Here is a 25,401-nt window from a genome sequence, read left to right on the forward strand (position 1 = left end):
TTCCGGTTGATCTGTTCGGAGACAAGAGGGCGCGGGAACCGTGGGATCCCCTCTCCCGCACGGGAGAGGGGTTCCCCGCGCGTCCTCCATCTCGCCCGCAGAGCCCGTATATTTTAGAGCCGCGGCTGCACCGCCCTCAGGATGGCCTGCGTGCTGTCGATAAATTGCAGAGCCTGACGCGTCTTGGCCGCGGAGAGCGGATAGCGGGCACATTGGTCCGAGAGTTCGCCGAGGCGCCGCCGCTCGATGTCGAGAATCTTGAGCGCGTTCTCCACGGCAAAGCGCAGCACGCTCTTGAGCGTCGCGTCGTCGCCGAAATCGACGAGCTCGCCCTCGATGGTGATCAGCGACTCGTAGCCCTTCAGCTCCTCGGAGATCTGCAGCAGGGCGCGCAGGGTGGAGCGGAGGCAGTCGCTGTCGGCGCCCGAGAGGTCCGCGCGCTGCGCGGATTGCGACACGTCGTTCAGCACGTCGACGAAGAGCGGCTTGATCCGCGCGACGCTCGCGAGATCGCCGTCGCTGAGCACCCGGGCCGGCGCGGAGCCGGGCGGAACCGTCAGCAGCGCCAGTGCGATCAGGATCGCGGACCGGTGCCGGACGAATCGGAGCCCGTGCGGCACGCGCGAGGTGCGCCGGCCGCGAGCGCCCTCGACAGGGGGGTGCGCACCAGATCCCGTCCGCATCGCAGGCCCCCGTCCTCTCGTGAGCGTCAGTCCGGCCGGATCCGGGCAAGGTTTCCGCTGGTCATGCGGCGAAATCCTACTACACTCAAGCCCGGCTGTGCCAATCGACACGACGGGGTCCGGCACCGCGCCGGCGTCGGAACCGCGCGGGATCTGTCGATGGCCGAACGAGGTGCGGTCCGGGCGAGACGTCATGAGTCCATCCCCGCAGCGGACCTTCCGGGCGATTTCGCTGGAACGTGCCTCGTCGCCCGAACAGCTCGATCATCTTGTCCGCATCACCAAGCCCGCCGACTGGATCCTGGGCGCGGTCATCGCCCTTCTGCTCACGACGGCCCTGACCTGGAGCGTCGTCGGGCGTATCCCGACCCGCGCGGCGGGCGAGGGCATTCTCGTGAGCGTGGGCGGGCGAGTGGTCGATGCGGTCTCGGCCACGGCAGGCCGCCTCGCGACGATCGAGGTCGCGGTCGGCGACCGCGTCGCACAGGGCCAGACGGTCGCCCGCATCGCCCAGACCGAGATCGAGCAGCGCTACCGCAACGCCGTGGAGGTCCACCGCGAGCGTGAGCGCGAGCACACCACGCTCAAGGCCAAGACCGAGAGCGAGCTCGCCGCCAAGGCACGCAACTTCGCCAAGCTGGAGGAGGCCTTCACCCAGATCGTCCAGGCCACGGAGCAGCGCATCGACTATCTGGCCGGCGAGGTGAAGAACCTGGAGATGCTGCTCTCCAAGGGCATCACCACCCGCCGGATCGTCGAGGACCGGCGGCGCGAGCTCACCGACGCGCGCCAGCGCCGCCAGGACGCCCAGAACGAGGTGCTCAAGCTGCGCTCGCAGAAGGCCGACCTCGAAACCCAGCGCGAGCGCGACATCCAAGATTCGGAGTTCCGCCTCAACGAGGCGCGCCGCCAGATGGAGCAGCTTGCCGGCGAACTCGGGCGCAACACGCAGGTGACGAGCCCGATCGAGGGACGCGTCCTCGAGATCAAGGTCTCGCCGGGCTCGGTCCTCTCCGTCGGCACGCCGGTGATCGCGGTCGAGACCGAGGGCAAGGCGCTGGAGGCCGTGATCTACATCCCGGCCGACAAGGGCAAGGCCGTGAAGCCCGGCATGGAGACCCGCCTCGAGCCGAGCACGGTCAAGCGGGAGGAGTTCGGAACCCTCGTCGGGACGGTGGTGTCGATCTCCGACTTCCCGATCACGCCACAGGGCATGGCCGCGGTGCTGCACAACGACAGCCTAGTCACCCGCTTCTCGCAGGAGGGGGCGCCCTACGCCGCTCTCGTGCGCCTCCAGCCGGATCCGGGCACAGCGAGCGGCTACCGCTGGGCGGTCGGCAAGGGGCCGGACCTGCGGCTCACCAGCGGCACGCTCACCAAGGCCGAGATCACCACCCGCGAGCAGCGCCCCCTCGATCTCGTGGTGCCGATGCTCAAGCGCCTGACCGGCCTCGCCGGGTAGCCTCCCATGCGCCTCGCCGGCCTCCTCCGCAGCCTCGGCGCCCGGGCGTCCGTCAAGGCGACCCCGACCGTGCTGCAGATGGAGGCCGTCGAGTGTGGAGCGGCGGCCCTCGCCATGGTCCTCGCCCATCACGGGGCCTGGGTGCCGCTCGAACAGCTGCGGATCGCCTGCGGGGTCTCCCGCGACGGCAGCAAGGCCAGCAACATCGTCAAGGCGGCGCGGCGCTTCGGCCTCGCCGCCAAGGGTTTTCGCAAAGAGCCCGCGACCCTGCACGAGCTGCCGATGCCGTGCATCCTGCATTGGAACTTCAACCACTTCGTGGTCCTCGAAGGCATCCGGGGGGATCACGCCTTCATCAACGACCCGGCCATGGGCCGCCGCCGCATCACCATGACGGAGCTCGACCTCGCCTTCACGGGCGTCGCCCTGGCGATGGAGCCGACGGACGAGTTCCGCAGGCTCGGACGCAAGCCGCAGGGCCTGCTGCTGCTGCTGCGGGAGCTGCGCTTCTCGCGCGCAGCCGTCGGCCTCGTGGTCGGCGTGAGCCTTGCGCTGATCGTTCCTGGCATCCTCATCCCGGGCTTCACCAAGGTCTTCGTCGACGAGGTGCTGATCCAGAACTCGAAGGGCTGGCTCGTGCCGCTCCTCATCGGCATGGGGCTCACCGCCCTGTTCCGGGCCGGCGTGACGGCGCTGCAGCTCTCGCTGACCCTGCGGCTGCAGACCAAGCTCGCGGTGGTGATGACGAGCCGATTCCTGTGGCACGTCCTGGCACTGCCGATGGAGTTCTTCGCCCAGCGCCACGCGGGCGACATCGCCAACCGGGTCGCCACCAACGAAGAGATCGCCCGCCTGCTCTCGGGCGGCGTGGTGAGCAACGCGCTCAGCCTCACCTCGCTGGTGTTCTTCGCCGCCGCCATGGCGGTCTACGACGGGCTGCTTGCCGCGATCGGCGTGACCCTCTCGCTCCTCAACGTCCTGGCGCTGCGGCTGATCGCGGGGCGCCGAGAGGATCTGAGCCGCAGCCTCGCCCTCGAACGCGGCAAGCTCCTCGGCAGCACGATCAGCGCGGTGCGCACCATCGAGACCCTCAAGGCGAGCGGCCTGGAGGACGAGGCCTTCGCCCAGTGGGCGGGGATCCAGGCCAAGGCCCTCAACGCCGAGCAGGAACTCGGCGCGGCCTCGACCCTGCTCGAGGCGGTCCCGACCCTCATCTCCGGGCTGACCCTCGCGGCGATCCTCGGCATCGGCGGCCTGAGGGTGATCGAGGGCTCGTTGACCCTCGGCGGCCTCGTGGCCTTCCAGTCCCTGATGGCGAGCTTCTCCGAGCCGATCACCGCGCTCGTCAACCAGATCGGCAGCATCCAGACCATCAAGGGCGGTCTGGAGCGGCTGGAGGACGTCTACAACTATCCGGTGGACCACCCGGCACCGGAGCCGGAATCCGAGCCGCTGCCGCCCAAGCTCGTCGGCCGCGTGGAGCTGCGGGACGTCTCCTTCGGCTACGCGATCCTGGAGCCGCCGCTGCTTGCGGATCTCTCGATCACCATCGAGCCCGGCACCCGGCTTGCCCTGGTCGGCCTGTCGGGCAGCGGGAAATCCACCCTCGGGCGCCTGATCTGCGGCCTGCTCAAGCCCTGGTCGGGCGAGGTGCGGATCGACGGCCGCCGGCTCGATGCCATCCCGCCGGAGGTCTTCGCGAATTCGGTGGCCTATGTCGACCAGGACGTCGTCCTGTTCGAGGGCACGGCGCGGGACAATCTCACCCTGTGGGATCCCACCGTGGCGGAGCCCGACCTGTCCCTCGCCCTCAAGGACGCGGCGATCCACGGGGAGATCGCGACGCGGCCGGGCAACTACGATTGCCGGGTGGTGGAGGGCGGCACCAATTTCAGCGGCGGCCAGCGTCAGCGCATCGAGATCGCCCGTGCCCTCGTCGCGAACCCGTCGGTGATCGTGCTCGACGAGGCGACCGCCGCCCTCGACCCGGTGACCGAGAAGGCCATCGACGACAACCTGCGGCGGCGGGGCTGCACCTGCATCATCATCGCCCACCGCCTGAGCACGATCCGGGATTGCGACGAGATCATCGTGCTGGAGCAGGGCCGGATCGTCGAGCGGGGGACGCACGAGCAGCTCATCGCCCGCGCGGGCGCCTACGCCCATCTGGTGGCCCAGCAATGACCGAGGCGCGGACGCGGCAGCCGGGCGGGCTCGCCCTGGTGGAGGAGGCGCTGCCCCCCCCGCAGGTCATCCTCGATGGCCGGCATCCGGTGCGGCTCGGCCGCGCGGACAGGCTGCTGCAGGTCGTCTTAGGCCATGCCGACCTCTTCGCCGTCCGGCACGCGGCAGGGGGCGTGGCCGGCCCGCGCCGTCACCTCCTGCGGATCGAGAGCGGCGGCCTCATCCCGCCTATCCCCGAGGCGGCCGGAGAGGGGGGCGAGCGCCTCGAAATCATCGCCGTGGGCACGCCCGGCACCGAGGCTCGCATCGTCGCGCGCGAAGCCTGGGCGCGCCGGGACCTCGTCGAGGCCTGGATCGCGCGTCTTGCCGGCGTGATCGCCGGGTCGCATCCGAGCTGGGACATCCGCGAGGCGGAAGGCGGGGCCGAGGCGCTGGAGCCAGGCGAGCGGCGGCGCGGGCCGGCCCGCGCGCTGCGCTGGGTCGCGGTCGAGGCCGGAACCGGGCGCCTCCTCGGTCGCGAGCCGGCCCTCGGTCCCGGCGGCCTGCCCCTGCCCCTCGCCGCGGGCCTGTGGATCGAGGCCGGCCCCGACGGATGCCGCCTTGCCGCGAGCGCAGGCCCGGAGGATGACCGGCTCTGGGAGGCGCTCGACTGCTTCCACCATTGCGCGGTCGCCGCCCTGCACGAGGCCGCAACGGGCGAGGAGGCCCGCGAGGCGCAACGCCTCGCCCGCCGGTCCGAGCTCGACGCGGTGCGCTCGGCCGAGCTGTTCGGGCGCTTGAGCGGAATCGTGGCGCGCCGCCCCGAGCAAAGCCGCCCCTCCGTCGATCCGGACGATCCGCTTCTGTCCGCCTGCACCATCCTGGCCGAGACGATCCCCGCTCCGATCGTGCGCCCGCCCGGCCGCCGCAGGACTGCGCAGGACTTCGTCGCCGTGGTCGAGATCGCCCGCGCGTCGCGGCTGCGCGTGCGCCGCACCCTGCTGCGTGGCACGTGGTGGCGCGAGGATGTCGGGCCGCTGCTCGGATGGCACGGCGAGGCAGGCGATCCGGTGGCGCTGGTCCGCGACCGCCGGGGCTACGTGATGACGAATCCGGCCGCGGGGACGCGGCGGCGCGTCGATGCGGCCCTCGCTGCGGAACTCGCCGTCGAGGCGGCGAGCTTCTATCCGACCCTGCCCGCCCGGGCCCTCACCCTGCGCGACCTCCTCGCCTTCGCGCTGCGGCGCGCGCGCGGCACCATCGCGGGCATCGTCCTGCCGGCCGTGGTGCTGGGCCTCCTCGCCCTCGTCTCGCCGCTCATCACCCAGGCTCTCGTCAATTCCGCCATTCCCCGCAGCGAGCTCGACCAGCTCACGGTCTGCGCCATCGCGCTCGCCGTGACGGCGATCGCCGCCGCCGCCGTGCAGGCGCTGGAGGGGCTCGCCGTGCTGCGCCTCGAAGGCCTGATCGACTGGACGCTCCAGGCCGCCATGATCGACCGCCTGCTGCGGCTGCGCGCCGGGCTTTTTCGCGACTACACGGTCGGCGACCTCGTCGACCGGGCGATGGGGATCGACGCGGTGCGGCGCCTGCTCACGGGGCGGACCCTGCGCAGCCTGCTCGCGGGCGTCTTCTGCTGGTTCAGCATCGGGCTGATGCTGGTCTACGACGTGACGCTCGCGCTCATCGCGGTGGCGCTCGCCCTCCTGCGGGGCCTCCTCATCCTGGCGGCGAGTGCGCTGCGCCTCTATCACGAGAGCCGGCATTTCGACGGCCAGGGCCGGGTGGCGGGCTTCGTGCTCCAGCTCTTTGCAGGGATCGGCAAGCTGCGGGTCGCGCATGCGGGCGTCCGGGCGCTCGCGGTCTGGTCGCAGCTCTTCGCCACGCAGAAGGGTCACTTCCTGGCCGCCCAGCGGATCGGCAACGGGCTCGCCGTCGTCGAGACCGCCTTCCCGACCTTCGCCACCCTGGCGATCTTCGCCGCAGCCTCGGCGCTGGGCAGCACGCTGACGCAGAATCTCGGCGCCTTCCTCGCCTTCTTCGCCGCCTTCGGCCAGACCATGGCGGGGATCGGCCTGTGGGCCTCGGGGATCAGCGAGGCCCTGGTGGCGATCCCGCACGTCACCCGCATGCGCCCGCTCGTCGCCGCGGAGGCGGAGATCGCGGACGACCGCAAGCCGCCGGGGGAGCTGGCGGGCGCGATCGAGCTCTCGCGCGTCACCTTCCGGTACGCCCCCTTCGGGCCGCCCGTCCTCGACACCGTCTCCTTGCGCATCGCGCCCGGCGAATACGTGGCGATCGTGGGGCCCTCGGGGAGCGGCAAGTCCTCGCTGTTCCGCCTGCTCCTCGGCTTCGAGACGCCGGAATCCGGCGCGGTCTTCTATGACGGGAAGGCGCTCGACACCCTCGACGTCAGCGCATTGCGCCGCCAGCTCGGGGTCGTGCTGCAGAACGGGCGGCTCGCCACCGGCAGCCTGTACGAGAACATCTGCGGGGGTGTCCCCCTGCCGCTGGATCAGGCCTGGGAGGCCGCCCGGCTGGCGGGGCTCGAAGCCGACATCCGGGCGATGCCGATGGGCCTGCAGACCGTCGTGGCCGAGGGGGTGAACACCCTGTCGGGAGGCCAGCGGCAGCGCGTGCTGATCGCGCGCGCAATCGCCCGCCGGCCCCGGATCCTGCTGCTCGACGAGGCGACGAGCGCCCTCGACAACCGGTCGCAGGCGGTGGTGAGCGCGTCCCTCGGGGCCCTCAACGTGACCCGCCTCGTCATCGCGCACCGGCTGAGCACCGTGCGGGAGGCCGACCGCATCGTCGTGCTCGCCGAGGGGCGCATCGTCCAGACCGGCACGTTCGACGAACTCATCGCGGCGCCCGGCCTGTTCGCCGAGTTCGCGCAGCGGCAGCTCTTGTAGGGCGAAGGACGGGACCGAAATGCTCCCGGCCTGACGGATGAAGCCTCAGGATGAGCCATAGGGATCGGCGCACCCCAAGCTGGTGCGTTGTCGATCGAGACCGCGTCAGCCCAGGCGAGGATGTCCGCTCCCCCCTATCCCGGGCGCATGCAGCGAAAGCGGAATGCGACCCGGGACTTAAGCCGAGAAGTCGCGCAGCGCCCGCTTGTCGGCCACGGTGGAGGCAACCGGCGCCGCTTCGCGGCAACTCACCGTGCTGGGTCCCGGATCTCCTTCCGCTGGCGCTGTGGTCGTCCGGGAAAAGGCGCGGCGATCCTGTCTGCGAACCGACCGTCCGGAAACCGCATCTTCCATATCGGCCACCGCGGGCCGGGAGAGGCGCGACTGGCCGTGCGCGGCCGGAGAGCCGGAATCCGGCTCTCCGAGGGCTTCCTAACCGGCGCCCAGGACCAGCCGCGCGGCGGCCCGCGCGATCGGCAGTTCCTCGTTCGCCGGCACGACATAGACTGCCACCGGGGATCCGTCGCGGCTGATGCGGCCTCGCCCGGCCGCGTTGCGCTCCTCGTCGAGCTCCACCCCCGCGAAGGACAGGCCGGCGGCGATCGCGGCCCGGACCCGCGGCGCGTGCTCGCCGATGCCGGCCGTGAAAACGATGAGGTCGAGGCCGCCGAGCGCCGCCATGAGAGAGCCGGCCTCGCGCACCGCCCGGTAGGCGAAGAGGTCGAGCGCTTCCGCGGCCCGCGGGTCGCCGGATTCCTGGAGCACCCGCACGTCGTCGCTGAGTTCGGAGACGCCGAGGAGGCCGGAGCGGTTGTTGAGGAGGTCGGCCACCGCGGCCGGATCCAGGCCGCGCTCGCGGATGAGGTGAAGCACCAGCCCCGGATCGACGGCACCGGAGCGGGTGCCCATCATCAGCCCGTCGAGGGCCGTGAAGCCCATCGTGGAGGCGATGCTCCGCCGCGCCCGCATGGCGCAGAGGCTGGCCCCGTGCCCGAGATGGGCCACGATCACGCGGCCCTCCGCCCGCTCGCCCGCGACCTCCGGCAGCGTCTCGGCGACATGCTGGTAGGAGAGTCCATGGAAGCCGTAGCGGAGGATGCCCGCGTCGGTGAGCGCCCGCGGGATCGGGAAGAGCTGCGCCAACCGCGGCTGCGTGCGGTGGAAGGCCGTGTCGAAGCAGGCGACCTGCGGCAGGTTCGGCCAGGCCGCCGCCACCGCCCGGATGGCCGCGAGGTTGTGGGGCTGATGCGCCGGGGCGAGGGGCACGAGCCGCTCGAGCGCATCGAGGACCGCGCCGTCGATCAGGACGGGGGCGGCGTAGTCCCGCCCGCCATGCACGACCCGGTGTCCCGCCGCCCGCAGGACGAGGTCCGGCATGCGCCGGACCGCATCGAGGAGCCACGCGATGGCGGTCGCGTGGTTGCTGCCCGCCGGCGGTGGGGCCCCGGTCGCGAGCGGCACCGGACCCGACGCCTCCACGGCGACCGGGCCGCCGAGACCGGAGACGCCGCCCCGGCACAGCAGCGCCAGCGAGCCGGCCGCGTAGAGGGCGAATTTCAGGCTCGACGAGCCCGCATTGATCGCCAGGATCGCATCGCTCATACGGCGGCTCCTACGGGACCCGCGGCGGCTCCTGCCGGCGCCGCGGCGGCACCGGCCCGGTGCACGAAGAGCTGGGCGAGCGCACAGGAGGCCTCGCGCACCTCGGCACTGTCGGATCGGCTCGTCAGGATGATCGGCACCCGCGCCCCGAGGATCAACCCGGCCGCATCCGCCCCCGCGAGATGGATCAACTGCTTGGCCAGCATGTTGCCGGAGACGAGATCGGGCGCCACCAGGATGTCGGCATCCCCCGCCACCGCCGAGGCGAGCCCCTTCGTGGCGGCGGCCTCCCGCGAGACGGCGTTGTCGAAGGCGAGCGGCCCGTCGACGATCCCGCCGGTGATCTGGCCGCGCTCGGCCATCTTGCAGAGCGCCGCCGCATCGAGGGTGGAGCCGAGCTTCATCGACACCGTCTCCACCGCCGAGAGGATCGCCGCCTTCGGCTGCGCGAGGCCGAGCGCCCGGCACAGATCGATGGCGTTCTGCACGATGTCGCGCTTCTCTTCGAGCGTCGGCGCGATGTTGACCGCCGCATCCGTGATGAAGAGCGGCTTGGGGTAGTGCGGCACGTCGAGGGCGTAGACGTGGCTCATGCGCCGCTCGGTGCGCAGGCCCGTCTCCTTGCGCACGGCCGCTGCCAGGATCTCGTCGGTATGGAGCGCCCCCTTCATCAGGGCCGCCACGGTTCCGGCCCGGGCCAGCGCCACCGCCCGCTCTGCGGCGGCGTGGCTGTGGGGTGCATCGACGATCTCCAGCCCGTCGAGGGAGAGGCCGGCAGCCTCGGCCGCCGCCGCGATCTTGCCCCGCGGCCCGACCAGCACCGGAGCGATGAGGCCAGCTTGGGCCCCCGCGAGAGCGCCCCGGAGCGAGACCGCATCGCATGGATGCACCACGGCCGTGCGGATCGGGGCGAGCCCCTGCGCCGCCGCGATCAGGCGCCGCCACTGCGCGCCCCGCTCGTGCAGGTGGACCTCCGGCAGGAGGACGCGGGGGCGGCGCACCTTCTCGGTCGGGGCGAGCACCTCGGCCTCGCCGGTGATGACCGCCTCGCCCTGCGCGTTGAGGCAGGTGCAGTCGAGGATGAGCCGCGCGCGGGCCGCATCCTTCTCGCGCACGGTGACGCGCGCCGTGATGGCGTCGCCGACCCGCACCGGCCGCAGGAAGCGCAGCGACTGGCCGAGATAGATCGTGCCCGGCCCCGGCAGCTCGGTGCCGAGCACGGCCGAGATCAGCGAGCCGCCCCACAGCCCATGCGCGATGACGCCATGGAAGCGATCGGCCTCGGCGTAGTCCTTGTCGAGATGGGCCGGGTTCACCTCGCCGGAGACGACCGCGAACAGGCTGATGTCCTGCGGCTTCAGCGTCCGGGTGAGGCTCGCCGTGTCGCCGACCCGGATCTCCGCCAGGGTGCGGTTCTCGATGTACTGGAGGGGTTCCATTCAGGCCACCGCGTGCAAGCCGCTTTCTAGGATGGGGACGATGCGGGCGCCGAGGCGGGCGGCCGGGCCGCCGCGCTCCGCGATCGGAGATGCCATGGATTAGCCCTCCCGCACGTAGGTACCGGGCGCCGGGCCCAGATCCTGGCTGCCAGACGCCCCCATCCGCGGCGGGGGGCCAGGCGGCCCGGAGCGCGCGGCGAGCCACGCAGTCCATTCCGGCCACCAGGATCCCTGTTCGAGCCGGGCGGCCTGCAGCCAGGTCTCCGGGTCGAGGTAGCGGTCGGTGGCGCGATGCGTGTGCACGCGGAAATGGCGGTGGGGACGGCCGGGCTCGGACACGATCCCGGCATTGTGGCCGCCGCTCGCGAGCAGGAAGGTCACTTCGGTATCGGAAAGCAGGATGAGCTTGAACACCGAGTGCCAGGGCGCGACGTGGTCGCGCTCGGTGCCGACCGCGAAGACCGGCGCACGGATGTCGGTGAGCGCCACCGGCCGGCCGCCGACCGCGAAACGGCCCTCCGCGAGATCGTTGTCGTGGAAGAGGCTGCGCAGGTACTCGGCATGCATCCGTGCCGGCATCCGGGTCGCGTCGGCGTTCCAGGCCATCAGGTCGGTCATCGCCTCGCGCCGGCCGAGGAGATAGCTGTTCACCATGCGCGACCAGATCAGGTCGTTCGAGCGCAGCAGCTGGAAGGCGCCGGCCATCTGCTTCGCGTCGAGGGTCCCGTCGCTCTGCATCAGGCTCTCGAGGAAGCTGATCTCGCTCTCGTTGATGAACAGGGTGAGTTCGCCGGCCTCGGTGAAGTCGACCTGCGCGGCGAAGAGGGTGAGCGAGGCGAGCCGCGCGTCGCCGTCGCGCGCCATGGCGGCGGCGGCGATCGAGAGCAGCGTGCCGCCGAGGCAGTAGCCCGCTGCATGCACCGGCCGGTCCGGAACGATCGCCGCGATCGCGTCGAGCGCCGCCATGATGCCGAGGCGCCGGTAATCGTCGAACGAGATATTTCGGTCCTCCGGACCCGGATTGCGCCAGGAGATCATGAACACCGAAAAACCCTGCCCGACGAGGTGGCGGACGAGCGAGTTCTGCGGCGAGAGATCGAGGATGTAGTATTTCATGATCCAGGCCGGCACGATCAGGATCGGCTCGGGCCGGACCGCCTGTGTGGTCGGCGCGTACTGGATCAGCTCGATCAGGCTGTTGCGGTAGACGACCCGGCCCGGCGTGACGGCGACCTCGCGTCCGACCGCGAAGCCCTCGGCGCCGACGGGCTTCGATCCCGCGAGCGCCCGCCGCGCATCCTCCATGGCGTTGAGTGCGCCCTGCACGAGGTTGGCGCCGCCGCTGCGCAGGGTCTCGCTCAGCACCACCGGGTTGGTGATCGGATTGTTCGACGGGGAGACGCCGTCGAGCATCTGGCGCGCCGTGAAGGCAACGAGGTTCTCGTGCGCCCGCGACACGCCGCGCACGCCCGTGGTGGCGTTGTGCCACCATTGCTGGTTGAGCAGGAAGGACTGGTAGACGAGGTTGAAGGGCCATGCCTGCCAGGCCGGATCATCGAAGCGGTGGTCCTGAGGCAGCGGTGCGATGCAGGGCTCGGCCCGCCCCGGCGGCATCAGGGTCCGGAGCAGGAAATGCGAGAGGCGGCTGCTCTTGCGGGCCGCCTTGACCAGGAGCTCGGTCTGCTTGCCCGGCGAGAAGGCCAAGTGGACGCCCCAGTCGAGCCAGGCATTGGCGAGGGCCGCCGGCGAGAGCCCGCCCGTGAGGCGCGCCGCCGCCGCGTGAAGGGCGAGGTCGATGGCCTCGCTCGTCATCAGGAGTTCGCGGTCGGCATCCGTGAGCGCCGGATCAGCCCTGCGGTCATTGGTGGGCGCCGGATCGGCCCTGCGGTCATTGGTGGGCGCGAGCGGCTTCGGCCGGGTCGCGGCCTGGACCGGCCATACGTGATCGGGGGGATGCATCTGGATGGAGGTGGCGGGCATGGTTGGTCTCCAGCTCTCGCCAGGACCCTAGCCGAGCAAGCGGAGCCGCCCCATGATCCAGATCATGGCCCGGGCCGGGCGGGTACGGCAGAGTCGTCCGACCTGCTGCGGGCGGATCGATCCGCCGTTTCACATGCGCTCGGCGTGATCGGGGCCGATCGCCCGGCTGGACGGAAAGATGAGAAGCCATGAAGATCAGCGCGCGCAATCTGCTCAAGGGCAAGGTGGTGTCGGTCGAGAAGGGCGCCACCACGGCGCATGTGAAAATCGAGATCGCGCCCGGTCAGGTGGTCACCGCCTCGATCACCAACGAATCCGTCGACAGCCTGAAGCTGGCGGTCGGCGCGGAGGCCTATGCGGTCGTGAAGGCGTCGGACGTGATGGTTGCGGTCGACTGAGCGAAGCCGGAATCCGAATGGCGGAGCAGGCAACCGGCTGCCGGATGAGTTCGCCGCCGGCCGCGCTGACCTTGGCAGATGCAACCGGCTGAACGAGCGCTCCCGCCTGTAGCAACCCACCGGCCCTCATGCTGAGGAGCGTGGCGGCCTCCATGCATGTCAGGTTCGATTTGCGTCAGCCCAGGCGAGGATGTCCGCTCCCTCTTTCCGGGCCCGTTCGGGCCAGCACGACTGCAGCGTCAGCGGAAGGAGATCCGGGACAGGGGCAGAGAAACCGTGATCCGGTCTGCGAACGCTCCGATCGCAAATCGGATCATCAAGCCCGCGCGGCGACGGACCGAAGCGAAAATCTGCCTGGCGAAGCAAACATCCGGATGTCGGATGATGCGCCCGGGGCGCGGCTCCGGCCGCCCATGATCACGGCGCTGCGCGGCCGATCCCACGGCGGGCTCACCTGCGGGTGAAGAGCCGCCGGTATTCCGCGCTGATGAGCGCATGGCATTCGCAGCTGTCCTGCTCCAGGGCCTCGCGGCAGAGCACCGTGATGGAGGCCCGCTGCTGGCGCACGATCCCGGCCTGCTCCAGACGTTCGATCTGCTCGCTCACGCTCGCCCGCCTGACGCCGAGCAGGCCCGCGATGAGCTGGTGGCTGACGGCGATTTCCGGCTCCCCCAGCCAGTCCTGGGCGAGGAGCAGCCAGCGCCGCACGCGGTGCTTCATGGAATGGCGCGCATTGCACAGGCTCAGCTGAGCGCCCTGCACCATGACCGCCTGGATGTAGGCGAGCCCCAGACGGCGCAGGGCGGTATTCTCCGCGAACAGGGCGGCGGCCTCCGCGGCATCGAGGCGGAATGCCTCGCCCGCGACCTGGACGCTGATGCGGAACGGCGCCCGGCGGGTGCCCAGCAGCAGGGACAACCCCGTCATGCCGAAACGTCCGACCAAGCCGACGCCGTGGGTGCCGTCGGCCTGGGTCCGAACCTGCACGGCCGCGAAGCCCCGCTCGATGAAGTAGACGGCGCGGATCTCGGTCCGGGGCTCTTCGAGGATCTGCCTGGGGCGCAGCGTCACGCGCTCCAGGCGGGGCGCCACCGCCGACCAGTCCTCCGGGCTCAAGGACGCCAGCAGGAGATTACGGGGAGGAGGCAAGGAGTTCACTCGGCACGCAACCACCCGTCATCCCCGCGACCGCTCGGCCCGGCAGGCCGAGGGCGGGGCCGTGCTTCACTTCGTCCGCTACCGTACCGGCTTTGCCGCAAAGGCAACCCTCGCTCAGGAACCTGCGCCCGACCCACACCCGTTGAGAGAGCGCCGGAGTCGCCGCTCTTCCCTGGGCTTGGCCGTCGCCGCCCGCGAACTCCGTCGGAACCGCGATCCGAACCCGATCTCTCACGTTACACCCTTGGTGCTCTCCACACGACAGGTGATGTTCGATGGCTGAAACGGTCGGTGATTTCGTCTGTCAGCGCCTCTCCGACTGGGGTGTGAGGACGATCTTCGGGTACCCGGGCGACGGCATCAACGGGCTGCTCGGGGCGATGCAGCGCCACGACCCGCCCTTTGCGTTCATCCAGGTGCGGCACGAGGAGATGGCGGCCTTCATGGCCTGCGCCTACGCCAAGTTCACGGGCGAGCTCGGCGTCTGCCTCGCGACCTCCGGGCCGGGGGCGACCCACCTGATCACCGGCCTCTACGACGCCCGCCTCGACCATATGCCGGTGCTCGCCATCGTGGGCCAGCAGGCCCGCAACGCGCTCGGCGGCCATTACCAGCAGGAACTCGACCTCACGAGCGCCTTCAAGGACGTGGCCGGCGCCTTCGTGCAGCAGGCGAGCGCCCCGGCGCAGGTGCGCCACCTCGTCGACCGGGCGGTGCGCATCGCCAGGGCGGGCCGTCAGGTCACCGCCCTCGTGCTGCCGAACGACCTGCAGGACGCTCCCTACGAGGATCCGCCGCGCAAGCACGGCACCCTGCAATCGGGCGTCGGCTACAGCGATCCGCGCGTGCTGCCCAAGGATGCCGACCTGAAGCAGGCCGCCGCGGTGCTGAATGCGGGCGAGCGGGTGGCGATCCTGGTGGGGGCCGGCGCGCTGCACGCCGCAGACGAGGTGATCGCGGTGGCCGAGCGGCTCCAGGCCGGCGCCGCCAAGGCGCTCCTCGGCAAGGCGGCCCTGCCCGACGACCTGCCCTGGGTGACGGGCTCGATCGGGCTCCTCGGCACCAAGCCGAGCTGGGACCTGATGACGGAGTGCGACACGCTCCTGATGATCGGTTCCGGCTTCCCCTATGCGGAGTTCCTGCCGAAGCCGGGCCAGGCCCGCGGCGTGCAAATCGACCTCAAGGCCGAGATGCTCTCGCTGCGCTACCCGATGGAGGTGCCGCTCGTCGGCGATTCCGAAGAGACCCTGCGCGCCCTGCTGCCGCTCCTGAACCAGAAGCCCACGGGCGGCGAATGGCGGAACCGCATTGAGGAGGGCGTCACTGCATGGTGGAAGGAGGCGGGCGACCGCGCCATGGCGAAGGCGAACCCGGTCAATCCCCAGCGGGTGACCTGGGAGCTGTCGCCGCGCCTGCCCGACCGGGCCATCATCACCTCGGATTCCGGCTCCTGCGCGAACTGGTTCGCCCGCGACCTGAAGATCCGGCGGGACATGATGTGCTCGCTCTCGGGCGGCCTCGCCTCGATGGGGGCGGCCGTGCCCTACGCCATCGCCGCCAAGGTCGCGCACCCGGACCGGCCGGTGATCGCCCTCGTGGGCGACGGCGCCATGCAGATGAACAACATGGCCGAGCTGATCACGGTCGCGAAGTACCGGCATCTCTGGCCGAACCAGACCTGGATCTGCTGCGTGTTCAACAACGAGGACCTGAACCAGGTGACCTGGGAGCAGCGCGTCCAGGCGGGGAACCCGAAATACGAGGCGACCCAGGTGATCCCGAACGTGCCCTATCACCGCTTCGCCGAGCTGATCGGCCTGAAGGGCCTCTACGTGGATGATCCCGAGCGCGTCGGCACCGCCTGGGACGAGGCGCTGGCGAGCCCCGTTCCGGTGGTTCTGGAGGTGAAGACCGACCCCGAGGTCCCGCCGCTCCCGCCCCACATCACCCTGGAACAGGCTCGGAATTTCATGGCGATGCTCTGGCAGGGGGAGCCCAAGGAAGGGCATCTCCTCGCCGACACGGCCCGGCAGGTGCTCTCCCGCGTCCTGCCCGGCGAGGGCGGCTGAGGCATGCGCCCCGAGGCCCCGATCAGCGCCGTCTCCGCCCGGGCCTATGCGGTCCCGACCGACGCGCCGGAGGCGGACGGCACCTTCGCGTGGCGCCGCACCACCCTGGTGGTGACGGCGATCACCGCGGGATCCTGCACGGGCCTCGGCTACACCTACTCGCATGCGGGGGATGCCGGCCTCATCGCCGGCACCCTCGGCCCCTTGCTCGATGGGGGCGATCCCTTCGACGTCCCGGCCCTGACCGCCCGGCTCTGGCGCGAGGTGCGCAACATCGGCCGGGCCGGGATGGCCGCGACCGCGATCTCGGCCCTCGACGCCGCCCTGTGGGACCTGAAGGCGCGGCTCCTCGGCCTGCCGCTCGTGCGTCTCCTCGGGGCGGCGCGGCCGGCCGTGCCGATCTACGGCAGCGGCGGCTTCACGAGCTACTCGGACGCACAGCTCACCGAGCAGCTCGCCGGCTTCGTCGGGCGCGACGGCTGCCGGGCCGTGAAGATCAAGATCGGCAGCTTCCCGGAGCGCGATCCCGCGCGCATGCGCCTCGCGCGCTCGGCCATCGGCGCGGCGGAGCTGTTCATCGACGCGAACGGGGCCTTCGCGCCGAGGGCCGCGCTCGCCATGGCGGAGACCGCGCGCGACTTCGGCGTGCGCTGGTTCGAGGAGCCGGTGTCGAGCGACGACATCGCGGGCCTGCGCTTCGTGCGCGAGCGGGTGCCGGCCGGCATCGAGGTCGCGGCCGGAGAATACGCCTACGACCTCGACGATATCCGCCGCCTGCTGGCGGCGGGCGCGGTCGACGTGCAGCAGGCGGATGTCACGCGTTGCGGCGGGATCACCGGCTTCCTCGCCGCCGGCACGCTCTGCGCGGCCCATCACACCGACTTGTCGGGGCATTGCGCCCCGGCGCTGCATCTTCACGCGGCCTGCGCCGTCCCGCGCCTGCGCCACCTCGAATGGTTCCACGACCACGTGCGCATCGAGGCGATGCTGTTCGAGGGGGCGCCGGTGCCGCGCGACGGGCAGATCGCGCCCGACCTCACCCGACCCGGCCACGGGCTGACCTTCAGGCAGCAGGATGCGGAGCGCTATGCGGTTTGAGATCGACGCAGAGGATCCGCCGAGCCCGCGGGCGGGATCCGGCGCGCCGGTCCGGCCCGCAGGACCGGTCCGTCCCGCACTTGGCCGACCTGCACTTGGCCGACCCGCGGTCTCGGCCCGGATCCGGCTGACGGCGCATCCGGTGGCGGCGCTCGCGTGCGCGGCGGCCTGCATCGGCGCCGCGACCTGGATCGCCGCCGGCCGCTCGCGCAAACCGGCGCCGGGCCGGCCGGACGGCGCTGCGGCCGAGGCGGCGCGGCGCCTCAACCGGGCCTCGACGCTGCTTGCGACCTCGGTGCTCCTCGACAGCGGCCTCGAACACGAGCGCGGCCAGTATTTCAACCGGGCGATGGTGACGCCGGTCCTGGTGTCGAGCGCGGTCCTCGCCTGCTCGCTCCACGGCGCCGGCCCGGCCGGGCGGGAGGCCTCGCGCCTGCGGCACGCCGTGCAGGCCGCCGCCGCCGTCACCGGTCTCGCGGGGCTCGGCTTCCATGCCTACAACGTCGGCAAGCGCGAGGGCGGCTATTCCTGGAACAACCTCTTCTATGCCGCGCCGATCGGGGCGCCCTTCGCGCTGACGCTCGCGGGGGCGCTCGGGGTCGCGGCGGAGCATGTCCGCGCGGCGGATCCGGACCATCCCCGCCTCCTCGGCCTCCCGGCCGGCCCGCTGCTCGCCGCCGGGACCGCCTTCGGCCTCGCCGGCACCGTGGGCGAGGCGGGCCTGCTGCATTTCCGCGGCGCCTTCCACAACCCGGCGATGCTGCTCCCGGTGACGGTCCCGCCCCTCGCGGGCGCCCTGATGGCCTGGGCGGCCTGGTCCCCGCGCGGCCGGCGCCCCGTCACGCGCGCATGGCTGCGGGCGACGGCGGCGCTCGGCCTCGGCGGGGTCGCGCTCCATGCCTACGGCGTCAGCCGCGCCATGGGGGGCTGGCGCAACTGGCGCCAGAACCTCCTCGACGGCCCTCCCCTGCCGGCCCCGCCCGCCTTCACGGGCATCGCGCTCGCCGGGCTCGCCGCTCTCGACCTCATGGAGCGTCACGACCATGGCTGAGCCGAAGGCCGTCCGGCGCGATCTCTATCCCGGCTACGACGTGCTGGCGAAGCGCGACGGGCCGTCCTGGAACGCCCAAACCCGCGCCGTCATCGACGAGCGGCTCGCCATCGGGCCGGGGACGCACCGCTTCTTCACCGATGCGGAATTCGAGACCCTGCGGGCAATCTGCGCGCGCATCGTCCCGCAGCCGCCCGGCGAGCCGGACCGCATCCCGGTGGCTGCCCTGATCGACGACCGCCTGCACCGGGGCGAGCGGGACGGCTACCGGGACGCGCGGATGCCGCCGGAGGACGAGGCATGGCGCCGGGGCCTGCGGGCGCTCGACGCGGAGGCCCTGGCCGCCCATGGCCTCCGCTTCCACCTCCTCGACGAAGCGGCCCAGGACGCCCTGCTGGCCGCCGCCTCCCGGGGGGAGCTCGCCCAGGCGGCCTGGGGCGGCATGCCCTGCGACCTGTTCTTCGGCCAGCGGCTCGTCGACGATTGCGTCCGCGCCTACTACGCGCACCCGGCCGCCTGGAGCGAGATCGGCTGGGGCGGCCCGGCGAGCCCGCGCGGCTATGTGCGGATGGATTTCGATCGGCGCGACCCCTGGGAGGCGGCCGAGGCCAAGCCCGGCCGCGAGGAGGAGGCCCGGCAGGCCAACCTCCGGGTCGGGCGGATGTGAGGCATCGATGAGGCTTCCCGGAACCGGCGGCGCCGCCGACAACCCGCGCTTCGCCGTCCCGGACGACGATCCGATGCGGGTGCCCCGCGCCCGCGACGGGCGGGCGCCGAACGTGATGCGGATCGGCGAATGGGTGCCCATGCGCCAGCACCGCGACGACGAGGAGGTCGACTTCGCCATCGTCGGCACGGGGGCCGGCGGCGGCACCCTCGCCTGCCGCCTCGCCGAGGAGGGCTTCTCCGTCGTGGCGTTCGACGCCGGGCCCTACTGGCGCCCGCTGGAGGATTTCGCCTCCGACGAGAGCCATCAGTCCAAGCTCTACTGGACCGACGAGCGCTTGGTCGACGGCGAGAACCCGCTGCAGCTGGGCTCGAACAACTCGGGCCGGTCGGTCGGCGGCTCGACCGTGCACTTCGCCATGGTTTCCTTACGCTTCCGGCCCGAATGGTTCCGCTCCCGGACGCTGCTCGGCTACGGCGCCGACTGGCCGATCGACTGGCGCGAGATGTGGGATTATTACGGGCAGGTGGAGCAGGCCCTGAAGATCTCGGGGCCCGTCACCTATCCGTGGGGGCCCAAACGCCCGCGCTACCCCTACCGGGCGCACGAGCTGAACGCGGCCGCCCGGGTGCTGGCGCGCGGGGCCGAGGCGCTCGGGATCGGCTGGGCGCCGACGCCGCTCGCCACCGTCTCGGCGCCCCGCGGGGACTCGCCCCCTTGCGTCTATCGCGGCTTCTGCACCCTCGGCTGCTCGACCAACGCCAAGCAGAGCGTGCTGGTGACCTGGCTGCCCCGCGCGCTCCGGGCGGGAGCCGAGATCCGCGACCTCGCCATGGTCGGGTGGATCGAGACCAGCGCCGGGCGCGCCACCGGCCTGCACTACCACCGTGAGGGGCGCTGGCGTTTCCAGAAGGCCCGCAACGTGGTGGTGGCCGGATACGCGATCGAGACCCCGCGCCTGCTCCTAATGTCCGCCAATGCCGAGTTCCCGGACGGGCTCGCCAATTCCTCGGGGCTCGTCGGCCGCTATCTCACCGTGCAGGGCAACCAGGCCGTCTGGGGCGTCATGCAGCAGGAGATCCGCTCCTACAAGGGACCGCCCTCGCTCGCCCTCACCGAGCACTGGAACTACGAGGATCGCGGCAAGGACTTCTTCGGCGGCTACTGCTACATGAGCCAGGGGCCGCTCCCGGTCCTGTGGAGCCGCACGCTCTCGGGCAGCCGCGGCCTGTGGGGCGAGGCGCTCGTCGCCGAGATGCAGCGCTACAACCACGTCGCCGGTCTCAAGGTCGTCTCCGAGTACATGCCGCAGGAGCGCAACCGCGTGACCCTGGCGGACGAGACCGACCAGTACGGCCTGCCGATCCCCCGCATCACCTATTCGTGGTGCGACAACGACAAGGCCGTGAACCGGCACAGCCTCGCCTTCATGCGTCGCGCCCTCGAAGCCGCGGGCGGAGGCGAGATCTGGGAGCAGGAGAACGACACCTGCCACCTCAACGGCACGGCCCGCATGGGCAGCGATCCCCGCACCAGCGTGGTCGACGCCGATTGCCGCTCCTGGGACATTCCGAATCTGTGGATCTGCGACGGCTCGGTCTTCCCGACGGTCGGCGGCGTGAACCCCTCGCTCACCATCCAGGCGATCGCCCTGCGCACCGCCGACCGGATCGCGGCGCTCGCCGCGCGGGGCGACCTCTCCGGCGCGGCCCGCGCCTCATCAGCCTGAGACCGGGAGGCCGCGATGACGCCCGCACGGATCGACATCCTGGTGCAGGCCCGGGCGGTGATCGGCGAGGCGCCTTTCTGGTCGGGGCGGGAGCCGGCGCTCTACTGGATCGACGTCAAGGCCCCGGCCCTGTTCCGCACCGATCCGGAGACGGGCGACACAAGGCGCTGGACGCTGCCCGCGGAGATCGGCGGCTATGCGCTCCTCGCCGACCGGTCCGGCGCCATCGTCGCCCTGCGCTCCGGGATCTTCGCGCTCGCCTTCGCGAGCGGCGACCTCGACCGGCTGGCCGGTCCGCCCTTCGACCCGCGCACGCATCGCTTCAACGAGGGCGATTGCGATCCGGCCGGACGGCTGTGGCTCGGCACGATGTTCGATCCGCTGCCCGGCGTGAAGGCCGAGCCCAGAGCCGACCACCTCTACGCCTTCACCCTGGCCGGGGGCCTCGTGCGCCACGCCGAGACGGCCTTCGTCGCCAACGGCTTCGCCTGGAGCCCCGACGGAGGCCGCCTCTACCTTGCCGACAGCCGGGCCGGCCGCATCGACGCGGTCGCCTTCGACGCGGCGCGCGGACGGCTCGGCTTGCGGCAGCCCTTCGCGGCCGTTCCCTCCGGTCTCGGCGTGCCGGATGGCGGCGCGGTCGACGCCGAGGGGTTCTACTGGAGCGCCATCCACGGCGGGAGCTGCCTGCACCGCTACGCGCCGGACGGCCGCCTCGACCGCAGGCTGCCCCTGCCGGTCCGCTATCCCACCATGATGGCCTTCGGCGGCGGCGACCTCGCGACCCTCTTCGTCACCAGCGCCACCCACGGGGAGCCGGGCTCGCCGCAGGACGGAGCCGTGCTGCGGCTGCGGCCGGGCGTGCGCGGAGAACCGCGCCCCCTCTTCGGGGAGACCCGCCCATGACCGGAGGCAGGCCGAGGGCCATCGTCACGGGCGGGACCGCGGGGGTCGGGCGGGCCGTCGCGGCGGAATTCGCCCGGCAGGGCTACGATGTCGCCGTGCTGGCGCGGGGGCGGCGCGGCCTCGACGCCACGGTCGCGGAGCTTCGGCGGCTGGGCGCGCGGGCGCTCGGGATCGAGGCGGACGTCGCCGATGCAGCGGCGGTGTTCCGGGCCGCCGACGAGGCCGCCTCCGCCTTCGGCGGCATCGACGTCTGGGTCAACAACGCCATGGTGACGATGTACGCCCCCGTGCAGCGCACGCACCCGGACGAGTTCCGGCAGGTCACCGCCGTCACCTATCTGGGGCAGGTGCACGGGACGCTCGCCGCCCTCCGGCACATGGTGCCGGCCGACCGGGGCACCATCCTGTGCATCGGCTCGGCGCTCGCCTACCGGTCGATCCCGCTCCAGGCGAGCTACTGCGCCGCCAAGGCCGCCGTGCGCGGCTTCGTCGATTCCCTGCGCAGCGAGCTTCTCCACGACGGCAGCCGGGTCCGCCTCACCATGGTGCAGCTGCCGGCCGTGAACACGCCGCAATTCGACTGGGCGCGCTCCGTCCTGCCGCGCCGGCTGCAACCGGTGCCGCCGATCTTCCAGCCCGAGGCCATCGCGCGGCACGTCGTCCGCGCTGCCCGCAGGGCGCCCCGCGAGATCTGGATCGGCATGCCGGCCTGGAAGGCCATCCTCGGCACCATGGCGGCCCCGGGCCTGATCGACCGCTTCCTCGCCCGGCAGGGATATCGCGGCGAGATGACGGATGCCCCGGCCGTGCCGGGCCGCCCCGACAACCTCTTCGCGCCGGTCGATACCGCCCCGGGCGCCCATGGCCGCTTCGATGCCCGCGCGCACGGCCGGGTGGTGGCGGCGCGGCCGAGCACCCTGAAGGCCGGGCTGGCGCTCGGGCTGCTGGCCGGCGGCGCGCTCCTGGCGGCGCGCCGGCAATGGCCCCGGTGATCCGGGTTCCGGACGATCGGTTCGGAAACTGGATCACCAAGCCCGCGCGGCGATTGAGCGGAGCCGAAATCCGCCTTGCCGCGCGATTGCGACAGCAATCGCCGAGCAATCAATCGGATTTCGGATGAGATGCTCTGCCTCCGCCCCAGACCGCAAACCTCTCTTGCGGCCCCTTTTCCGGACGACTGCAGCGTCAGCGGAAGGAGATCCGGAATCCAGCAGGAGGACTTGCCGCGAAGCGGCTCAACATTCCGGCAACGGCGCTGACAATGCGGTCGCTGCGCGACGTCTTGTGCTGGTTCCCGGGTCGCATTCCGCTATCGCTTCATGCGCCCGGGAAAGCGGATCACTCCGGCAGCGCGAAGACCGTGAGCACGCCGCCCGGCGCCGTGTATTGCGACAGGGCCGCGTAGCCCCCGACGGCGCCGGAGCCCTCCGCCGGATCCGTGAGACCCGCGGCGAGCCCGATGCCGGCCCAGCCGCCGATCCCTGAGAGCACCGCCACGTATTGCCGGCCGCGATGCATGTAGGTGGTCACGTTGCCGACGATGCCTGACGGGGTCTTGAAGCGGTACAGCTCCCGGCCCGTCCTGGCGTCGACGGCCTTCAGGTAGCCTTCGAGGGTTCCGTAGAACACGATCCCGCCCGCCGTCGCGAGCGCCCCCGACCAGACCGAGAACGGCTCCGGGATCGACCAGGCGATCCGCCCCCGGGTCCCGTCCCAGGCGATGAAGGCTCCGGTATTCTCCGCACCCGCCGGCGGATGCAGGGTCAGGGTCGCGCCGACATAGGGCTGGCCCGGGCTGTAGGTGACGCGGAAGGGCTCGTAATCCATGCACATGTGGTTCGTCGGCACGTAGAACAGGCGCGTCTGCGGCGAGTAGGCCGCAGGCTGCTGGTTCTTGGCGCCGAGCGCCCCGGGACAGATGCCGGTGGTGGTCTCGTCCTCGCCCGCCGTCTCGGGCGCATAGCGCGGGTCGATCTCGGGCCGGCCGTGCGCGGGCGAGCCGGGATCCATGACGATGCGGCGCGCCCAGTTGACGCTCGGATCGAATTTCTCCGCCACCAGCAGCTCGCCGCTCGCCCGGTCGAGGGTGTACCCGAAGCCGTTGCGGTCGAAATGCGTCAGGAGCTTGCGCGGCCGCCCGTCGATGTCCTGGTCGGTCAGGATCATCTCGTTGACGCCGTCGTAGTCCCATTGGTCGTGGGGCGTCATCTGGTAGACCCAGCGCGCCATCCCGGTATCCGGGTCGCGGGCGAGGATCGCCATGGACCAGCGGTTGCCGCCCGGGCGCTGGGCCGGGTTCCAGGTCGAGGGATTGCCGGTGCCGTAATAGACGAGGTCGAGGTCCGGGTCGTAGGAGAACCAGCCCCAGCTGCAGCCCCCGCCGAGGCGCCACTGGTCGCCCTCCCAGCTCCGGAGCGAGGAATCCCGGCCGACCGGACGCCCGAGCTCGGTCGTCCGCTCCGGGTCGATGAGCATGTCGGCATCGGGCCCCATCGCGTAGGCGCGCCAGAGCCGGCGGCCCGTCGCCTGGTCGTAGGCGGTGACGTGGCAGCGGGCTCCGTACTCACCCCCCGAGATGCCGACGATGAGCTTGTCCTTGACCGGCAGGACCGTCGCCGTGTTGGTCTCGCCCCGGGCGGGATCGCCGTTCTTGACCGACCACAGCTCGCGGCCGGTCGCGAGGTCGAGCGCCACCACCGTGGTGTCGGCGAGCTGCAGGAAGAGCCGCCCGCCCGCATAGGCCGGACCGCGCCAGACCGTATCGCAGCACATCACCGGGATCACGTTGGCCTCCTGGCGCGGGGAATAGCGCCAGAGCACCCGGCCCTCATGGTCGAGGTCGAGGGCGGAGACGACGTTCGGGAAGGGCGTGTGCACCACCATGATGCTGCCGATGACGAGCGGCGCGCCCTCGTGGCCGCGCAGCACCCCCGTCGAGAAGGTCCAGGCGACCCGAAGCCGGCCGACATTGCCGGCATCGATCTGGTCGAGCGCCGCGTAGCGCGTGTTGGCGTAGTCGACCGTCTGCAGGACCGGCTTCGCCGGGGAATCGCCCGCGCGAGCCGGCAGTGCGGAAAGCCCGAGGGCGAACAGGACGAGAAGTCTGATCAAGCGGCGGACCTCTCTTGGCGGGGCATTTCTTGGCGGAAGGTCTTCGGGCAATCGGTGCGGGGCGGATCCCGGTCGTTCTGGCCGGGCGGACGGGCAAAAGCGTGGCGCGACGACCCTCGGCCTTCGGATGCGGACTTGCGCTGGATCAAGGCGCGGCCGCGGCCATCGCGCATCCTCACGGGAAGCGGGAGCGGCGGGCTTCCGAGGGGGATGAATCGGCATGCTGGTGGACACGGGTTCGTGCGACGCGTTCGGGACAGCGTGCTCCCATCGTCGGCCCCGGAATAGCTGCGTCGACTGCAAGGTGCGTCCGATCAGCGTCTGCTCGGTTCTCGCCCTCGACGAGCTTGCCGTGCTGGAGACCCTCGGCCAGCACCTGAGCCTCGACAAGCGCCAGGTCCTGTACGGGCAGGAGGAGCCGGCGGAGGCCGTGTTCAACGTCATCGACGGGTCGCTGCGGCTGACGCGCCTGTTGTCGGACGGACGGCGGCAGGTGATGGGGTTCGCGCTGCCCGGCGACTTCCTGGGACTTGCCCGCGAGGACCGCTTCTCGGTCTCGGCCGAGGCGCTCACGCCCGTGACGGTGTGCCGGTTCGAGCGCCGGGCCTTCGGCGCCCTCGTCGACGACAAGCCCCATCTGCTGCGGAGCCTGCACGAGCGGGCGGGCCATGAGCTGACCCTCGCGCAGGACCAGATGCTTCTCCTCGGCCGCCGCACCGCGGAGGAGCGGGTCGCGAGCTTCCTGGTGGGCTTGCGGGAGCGCTATGCCCGCATGGGGCGTGCCTCGGTCACTCTCGAACTGCCGATGGGCCGCCAGGACATGGCCGATTATCTCGGCCTCACCATCGAGACCGTGAGCCGGATGCTGACCCGCCTCGATCGGGAGCGCACGGTCCTGATCGTCCCCGGCGGGGTGCGGCTGCTCGATCCGGCCCGCCTGGAGGCCCTGGCGGCGAGCTGACCTGCCGCCTCC

Annotated in this window: 18 protein-coding genes; 12 read left to right on the forward strand and 6 right to left on the reverse strand. The window is 71.7% G+C overall.

Going from position 1 to position 25,401, the window contains the following annotated elements; translation table 11 throughout:
• Positions 1-113: 113 nt before the first annotated feature.
• Complete coding sequence (locus MNOD_RS01985; protein ID WP_244424645.1) at positions 114-878, reverse strand: hypothetical protein; 765 nt, start codon at positions 876-878, stop codon at positions 114-116.
• Here MNOD_RS01985 and MNOD_RS01990 point away from each other — a divergent pair.
• The 3 genes from MNOD_RS01990 to MNOD_RS02000 are packed head-to-tail and all read left to right on the forward strand — an operon-like array spanning position 877 to position 7,220.
• The gene (locus MNOD_RS01990; protein ID WP_015927158.1) at positions 877-2,145 is read left to right on the forward strand and encodes an NHLP bacteriocin system secretion protein; all 1,269 of its coding nucleotides are present in this window, start codon (positions 877-879) and stop codon (positions 2,143-2,145) included. The genes MNOD_RS01985 and MNOD_RS01990 overlap by 2 nt on opposite strands.
• Positions 2,146-2,151: 6 nt before the next feature.
• Positions 2,152-4,329, forward strand: coding sequence for an NHLP family bacteriocin export ABC transporter peptidase/permease/ATPase subunit (locus tag MNOD_RS01995; protein ID WP_015927159.1), 2,178 nt, complete (start codon positions 2,152-2,154; stop codon positions 4,327-4,329).
• Entirely contained in the window at positions 4,326-7,220 is a 2,895-nt protein-coding gene (locus tag MNOD_RS02000) for an NHLP bacteriocin export ABC transporter permease/ATPase subunit (protein ID WP_015927160.1), read from the forward strand. The genes MNOD_RS01995 and MNOD_RS02000 overlap by 4 nt, the downstream gene beginning before the upstream one ends.
• A 432-nt stretch (positions 7,221-7,652) precedes the next feature.
• On the opposite strand, the gene MNOD_RS02005 is transcribed toward MNOD_RS02000, so the two are convergent.
• The 3 genes from MNOD_RS02005 to MNOD_RS02015 form a co-directional block, all read right to left on the reverse strand.
• Entirely contained in the window at positions 7,653-8,822 is a 1,170-nt protein-coding gene (locus MNOD_RS02005) for an acetate/propionate family kinase (protein ID WP_015927161.1), read from the reverse strand.
• On the reverse strand, positions 8,819-10,261 hold the full coding sequence (locus tag MNOD_RS02010) for a bifunctional enoyl-CoA hydratase/phosphate acetyltransferase (protein ID WP_015927162.1): 1,443 nt from the start codon (positions 10,259-10,261) through the stop codon (positions 8,819-8,821). The genes MNOD_RS02005 and MNOD_RS02010 overlap by 4 nt, the downstream gene beginning before the upstream one ends.
• A gap of 99 nt (positions 10,262-10,360) precedes the next feature.
• Positions 10,361-12,241: a PHA/PHB synthase family protein gene (locus MNOD_RS02015; RefSeq protein WP_015927164.1), complete on the reverse strand. Its 1,881-nt coding sequence runs from the start codon at positions 12,239-12,241 to the stop codon at positions 10,361-10,363.
• Between the two features lie 188 nt (positions 12,242-12,429).
• Here MNOD_RS02015 and MNOD_RS02020 point away from each other — a divergent pair, with 188 nt between their 5' ends.
• A complete protein-coding gene (locus MNOD_RS02020; RefSeq protein WP_015927165.1) occupies positions 12,430-12,639 on the forward strand; it encodes a TOBE domain-containing protein in 210 nt (69 codons plus the stop codon).
• A gap of 450 nt (positions 12,640-13,089) precedes the next feature.
• Here MNOD_RS02020 and MNOD_RS02025 read toward each other — a convergent pair whose 3' ends face one another.
• Positions 13,090-13,797 (reverse strand): Crp/Fnr family transcriptional regulator, encoded by a 708-nt coding sequence (locus MNOD_RS02025; protein WP_244424759.1) that lies wholly within the window; start codon positions 13,795-13,797, stop codon positions 13,090-13,092.
• A gap of 275 nt (positions 13,798-14,072) precedes the next feature.
• Between MNOD_RS02025 and MNOD_RS02030 the strand changes: the two genes are divergently transcribed.
• The 7 genes from MNOD_RS02030 to MNOD_RS02060 are packed head-to-tail and all read left to right on the forward strand — an operon-like array spanning position 14,073 to position 22,309.
• A complete protein-coding gene (locus MNOD_RS02030; protein WP_015927167.1) occupies positions 14,073-15,866 on the forward strand; it encodes a thiamine pyrophosphate-requiring protein in 1,794 nt (597 codons plus the stop codon).
• Between the two features lie 3 nt (positions 15,867-15,869).
• The gene (locus MNOD_RS02035; protein WP_015927168.1) at positions 15,870-16,964 is read left to right on the forward strand and encodes an enolase C-terminal domain-like protein; all 1,095 of its coding nucleotides are present in this window, start codon (positions 15,870-15,872) and stop codon (positions 16,962-16,964) included.
• On the forward strand, positions 16,954-18,015 hold the full coding sequence (locus MNOD_RS02040; protein ID WP_015927169.1) for a hypothetical protein: 1,062 nt from the start codon (positions 16,954-16,956) through the stop codon (positions 18,013-18,015). The genes MNOD_RS02035 and MNOD_RS02040 overlap by 11 nt, the downstream gene beginning before the upstream one ends.
• Positions 18,008-18,682, forward strand: a complete 675-nt coding sequence (locus MNOD_RS02045) for a gluconate 2-dehydrogenase subunit 3 family protein (protein ID WP_015927170.1) — start codon at positions 18,008-18,010, stop codon at positions 18,680-18,682. Before MNOD_RS02040 ends, MNOD_RS02045 begins: the two co-directional genes overlap by 8 nt.
• A gap of 7 nt (positions 18,683-18,689) precedes the next feature.
• The gene (locus tag MNOD_RS02050) at positions 18,690-20,411 is read left to right on the forward strand and encodes a GMC family oxidoreductase (RefSeq protein WP_015927171.1); all 1,722 of its coding nucleotides are present in this window, start codon (positions 18,690-18,692) and stop codon (positions 20,409-20,411) included.
• 15 nt (positions 20,412-20,426) lie between these two features.
• Positions 20,427-21,317, forward strand: a complete 891-nt coding sequence (locus MNOD_RS02055; protein ID WP_015927172.1) for an SMP-30/gluconolactonase/LRE family protein — start codon at positions 20,427-20,429, stop codon at positions 21,315-21,317.
• Positions 21,314-22,309 carry an SDR family oxidoreductase gene (locus tag MNOD_RS02060; protein WP_015927173.1) on the forward strand — a complete coding sequence of 332 codons (996 nt, stop codon included), beginning with the start codon at positions 21,314-21,316 and terminating at the stop codon, positions 22,307-22,309. The genes MNOD_RS02055 and MNOD_RS02060 overlap by 4 nt, the downstream gene beginning before the upstream one ends.
• 346 nt (positions 22,310-22,655) lie before the next feature.
• Here the strand turns inward: MNOD_RS02060 and MNOD_RS02065 are convergent, their stop codons facing one another.
• Entirely contained in the window at positions 22,656-24,425 is a 1,770-nt protein-coding gene (locus MNOD_RS02065; RefSeq protein WP_083786653.1) for a methanol/ethanol family PQQ-dependent dehydrogenase, read from the reverse strand.
• A gap of 223 nt (positions 24,426-24,648) precedes the next feature.
• Between MNOD_RS02065 and MNOD_RS02070 the strand changes: the two genes are divergently transcribed.
• Positions 24,649-25,389 carry a helix-turn-helix domain-containing protein gene (locus MNOD_RS02070; protein WP_015927175.1) on the forward strand — a complete coding sequence of 247 codons (741 nt, stop codon included), beginning with the start codon at positions 24,649-24,651 and terminating at the stop codon, positions 25,387-25,389.
• Positions 25,390-25,401: the final 12 nt, after the last annotated feature.

This window comes from Methylobacterium nodulans ORS 2060, from assembly GCF_000022085.1.
Classification (GTDB): Bacteria; Pseudomonadota; Alphaproteobacteria; order Rhizobiales; family Beijerinckiaceae; genus Methylobacterium; species Methylobacterium nodulans.

What these genes read in the sequence shown, in the direction of transcription:
- MNOD_RS01990 (WP_015927158.1), top strand. Translation starts at nt 877, where the DNA reads ATGAGTCCATCCCCGCAGCGGACCTTCCGGGCGATTTCGCTGGAACGT.
- MNOD_RS01985 (WP_244424645.1), bottom strand. Translation starts at nt 878, where the DNA reads ATGACGTCTCGCCCGGACCGCACCTCGTTCGGCCATCGACAGATCCCG.
- MNOD_RS01995 (WP_015927159.1), top strand. Translation starts at nt 2,152, where the DNA reads ATGCGCCTCGCCGGCCTCCTCCGCAGCCTCGGCGCCCGGGCGTCCGTC.
- MNOD_RS02000 (WP_015927160.1), top strand. Translation starts at nt 4,326, where the DNA reads ATGACCGAGGCGCGGACGCGGCAGCCGGGCGGGCTCGCCCTGGTGGAG.
- MNOD_RS02005 (WP_015927161.1), bottom strand. Translation starts at nt 8,822, where the DNA reads ATGAGCGATGCGATCCTGGCGATCAATGCGGGCTCGTCGAGCCTGAAA.
- MNOD_RS02010 (WP_015927162.1), bottom strand. Translation starts at nt 10,261, where the DNA reads ATGGAACCCCTCCAGTACATCGAGAACCGCACCCTGGCGGAGATCCGG.
- MNOD_RS02015 (WP_015927164.1), bottom strand. Translation starts at nt 12,241, where the DNA reads ATGCCCGCCACCTCCATCCAGATGCATCCCCCCGATCACGTATGGCCG.
- MNOD_RS02020 (WP_015927165.1), top strand. Translation starts at nt 12,430, where the DNA reads ATGAAGATCAGCGCGCGCAATCTGCTCAAGGGCAAGGTGGTGTCGGTC.
- MNOD_RS02030 (WP_015927167.1), top strand. Translation starts at nt 14,073, where the DNA reads ATGGCTGAAACGGTCGGTGATTTCGTCTGTCAGCGCCTCTCCGACTGG.
- MNOD_RS02035 (WP_015927168.1), top strand. Translation starts at nt 15,870, where the DNA reads ATGCGCCCCGAGGCCCCGATCAGCGCCGTCTCCGCCCGGGCCTATGCG.
- MNOD_RS02040 (WP_015927169.1), top strand. Translation starts at nt 16,954, where the DNA reads ATGCGGTTTGAGATCGACGCAGAGGATCCGCCGAGCCCGCGGGCGGGA.
- MNOD_RS02045 (WP_015927170.1), top strand. Translation starts at nt 18,008, where the DNA reads ATGGCTGAGCCGAAGGCCGTCCGGCGCGATCTCTATCCCGGCTACGAC.
- MNOD_RS02050 (WP_015927171.1), top strand. Translation starts at nt 18,690, where the DNA reads ATGAGGCTTCCCGGAACCGGCGGCGCCGCCGACAACCCGCGCTTCGCC.
- MNOD_RS02055 (WP_015927172.1), top strand. Translation starts at nt 20,427, where the DNA reads ATGACGCCCGCACGGATCGACATCCTGGTGCAGGCCCGGGCGGTGATC.
- MNOD_RS02060 (WP_015927173.1), top strand. Translation starts at nt 21,314, where the DNA reads ATGACCGGAGGCAGGCCGAGGGCCATCGTCACGGGCGGGACCGCGGGG.
- MNOD_RS02070 (WP_015927175.1), top strand. Translation starts at nt 24,649, where the DNA reads ATGCTGGTGGACACGGGTTCGTGCGACGCGTTCGGGACAGCGTGCTCC.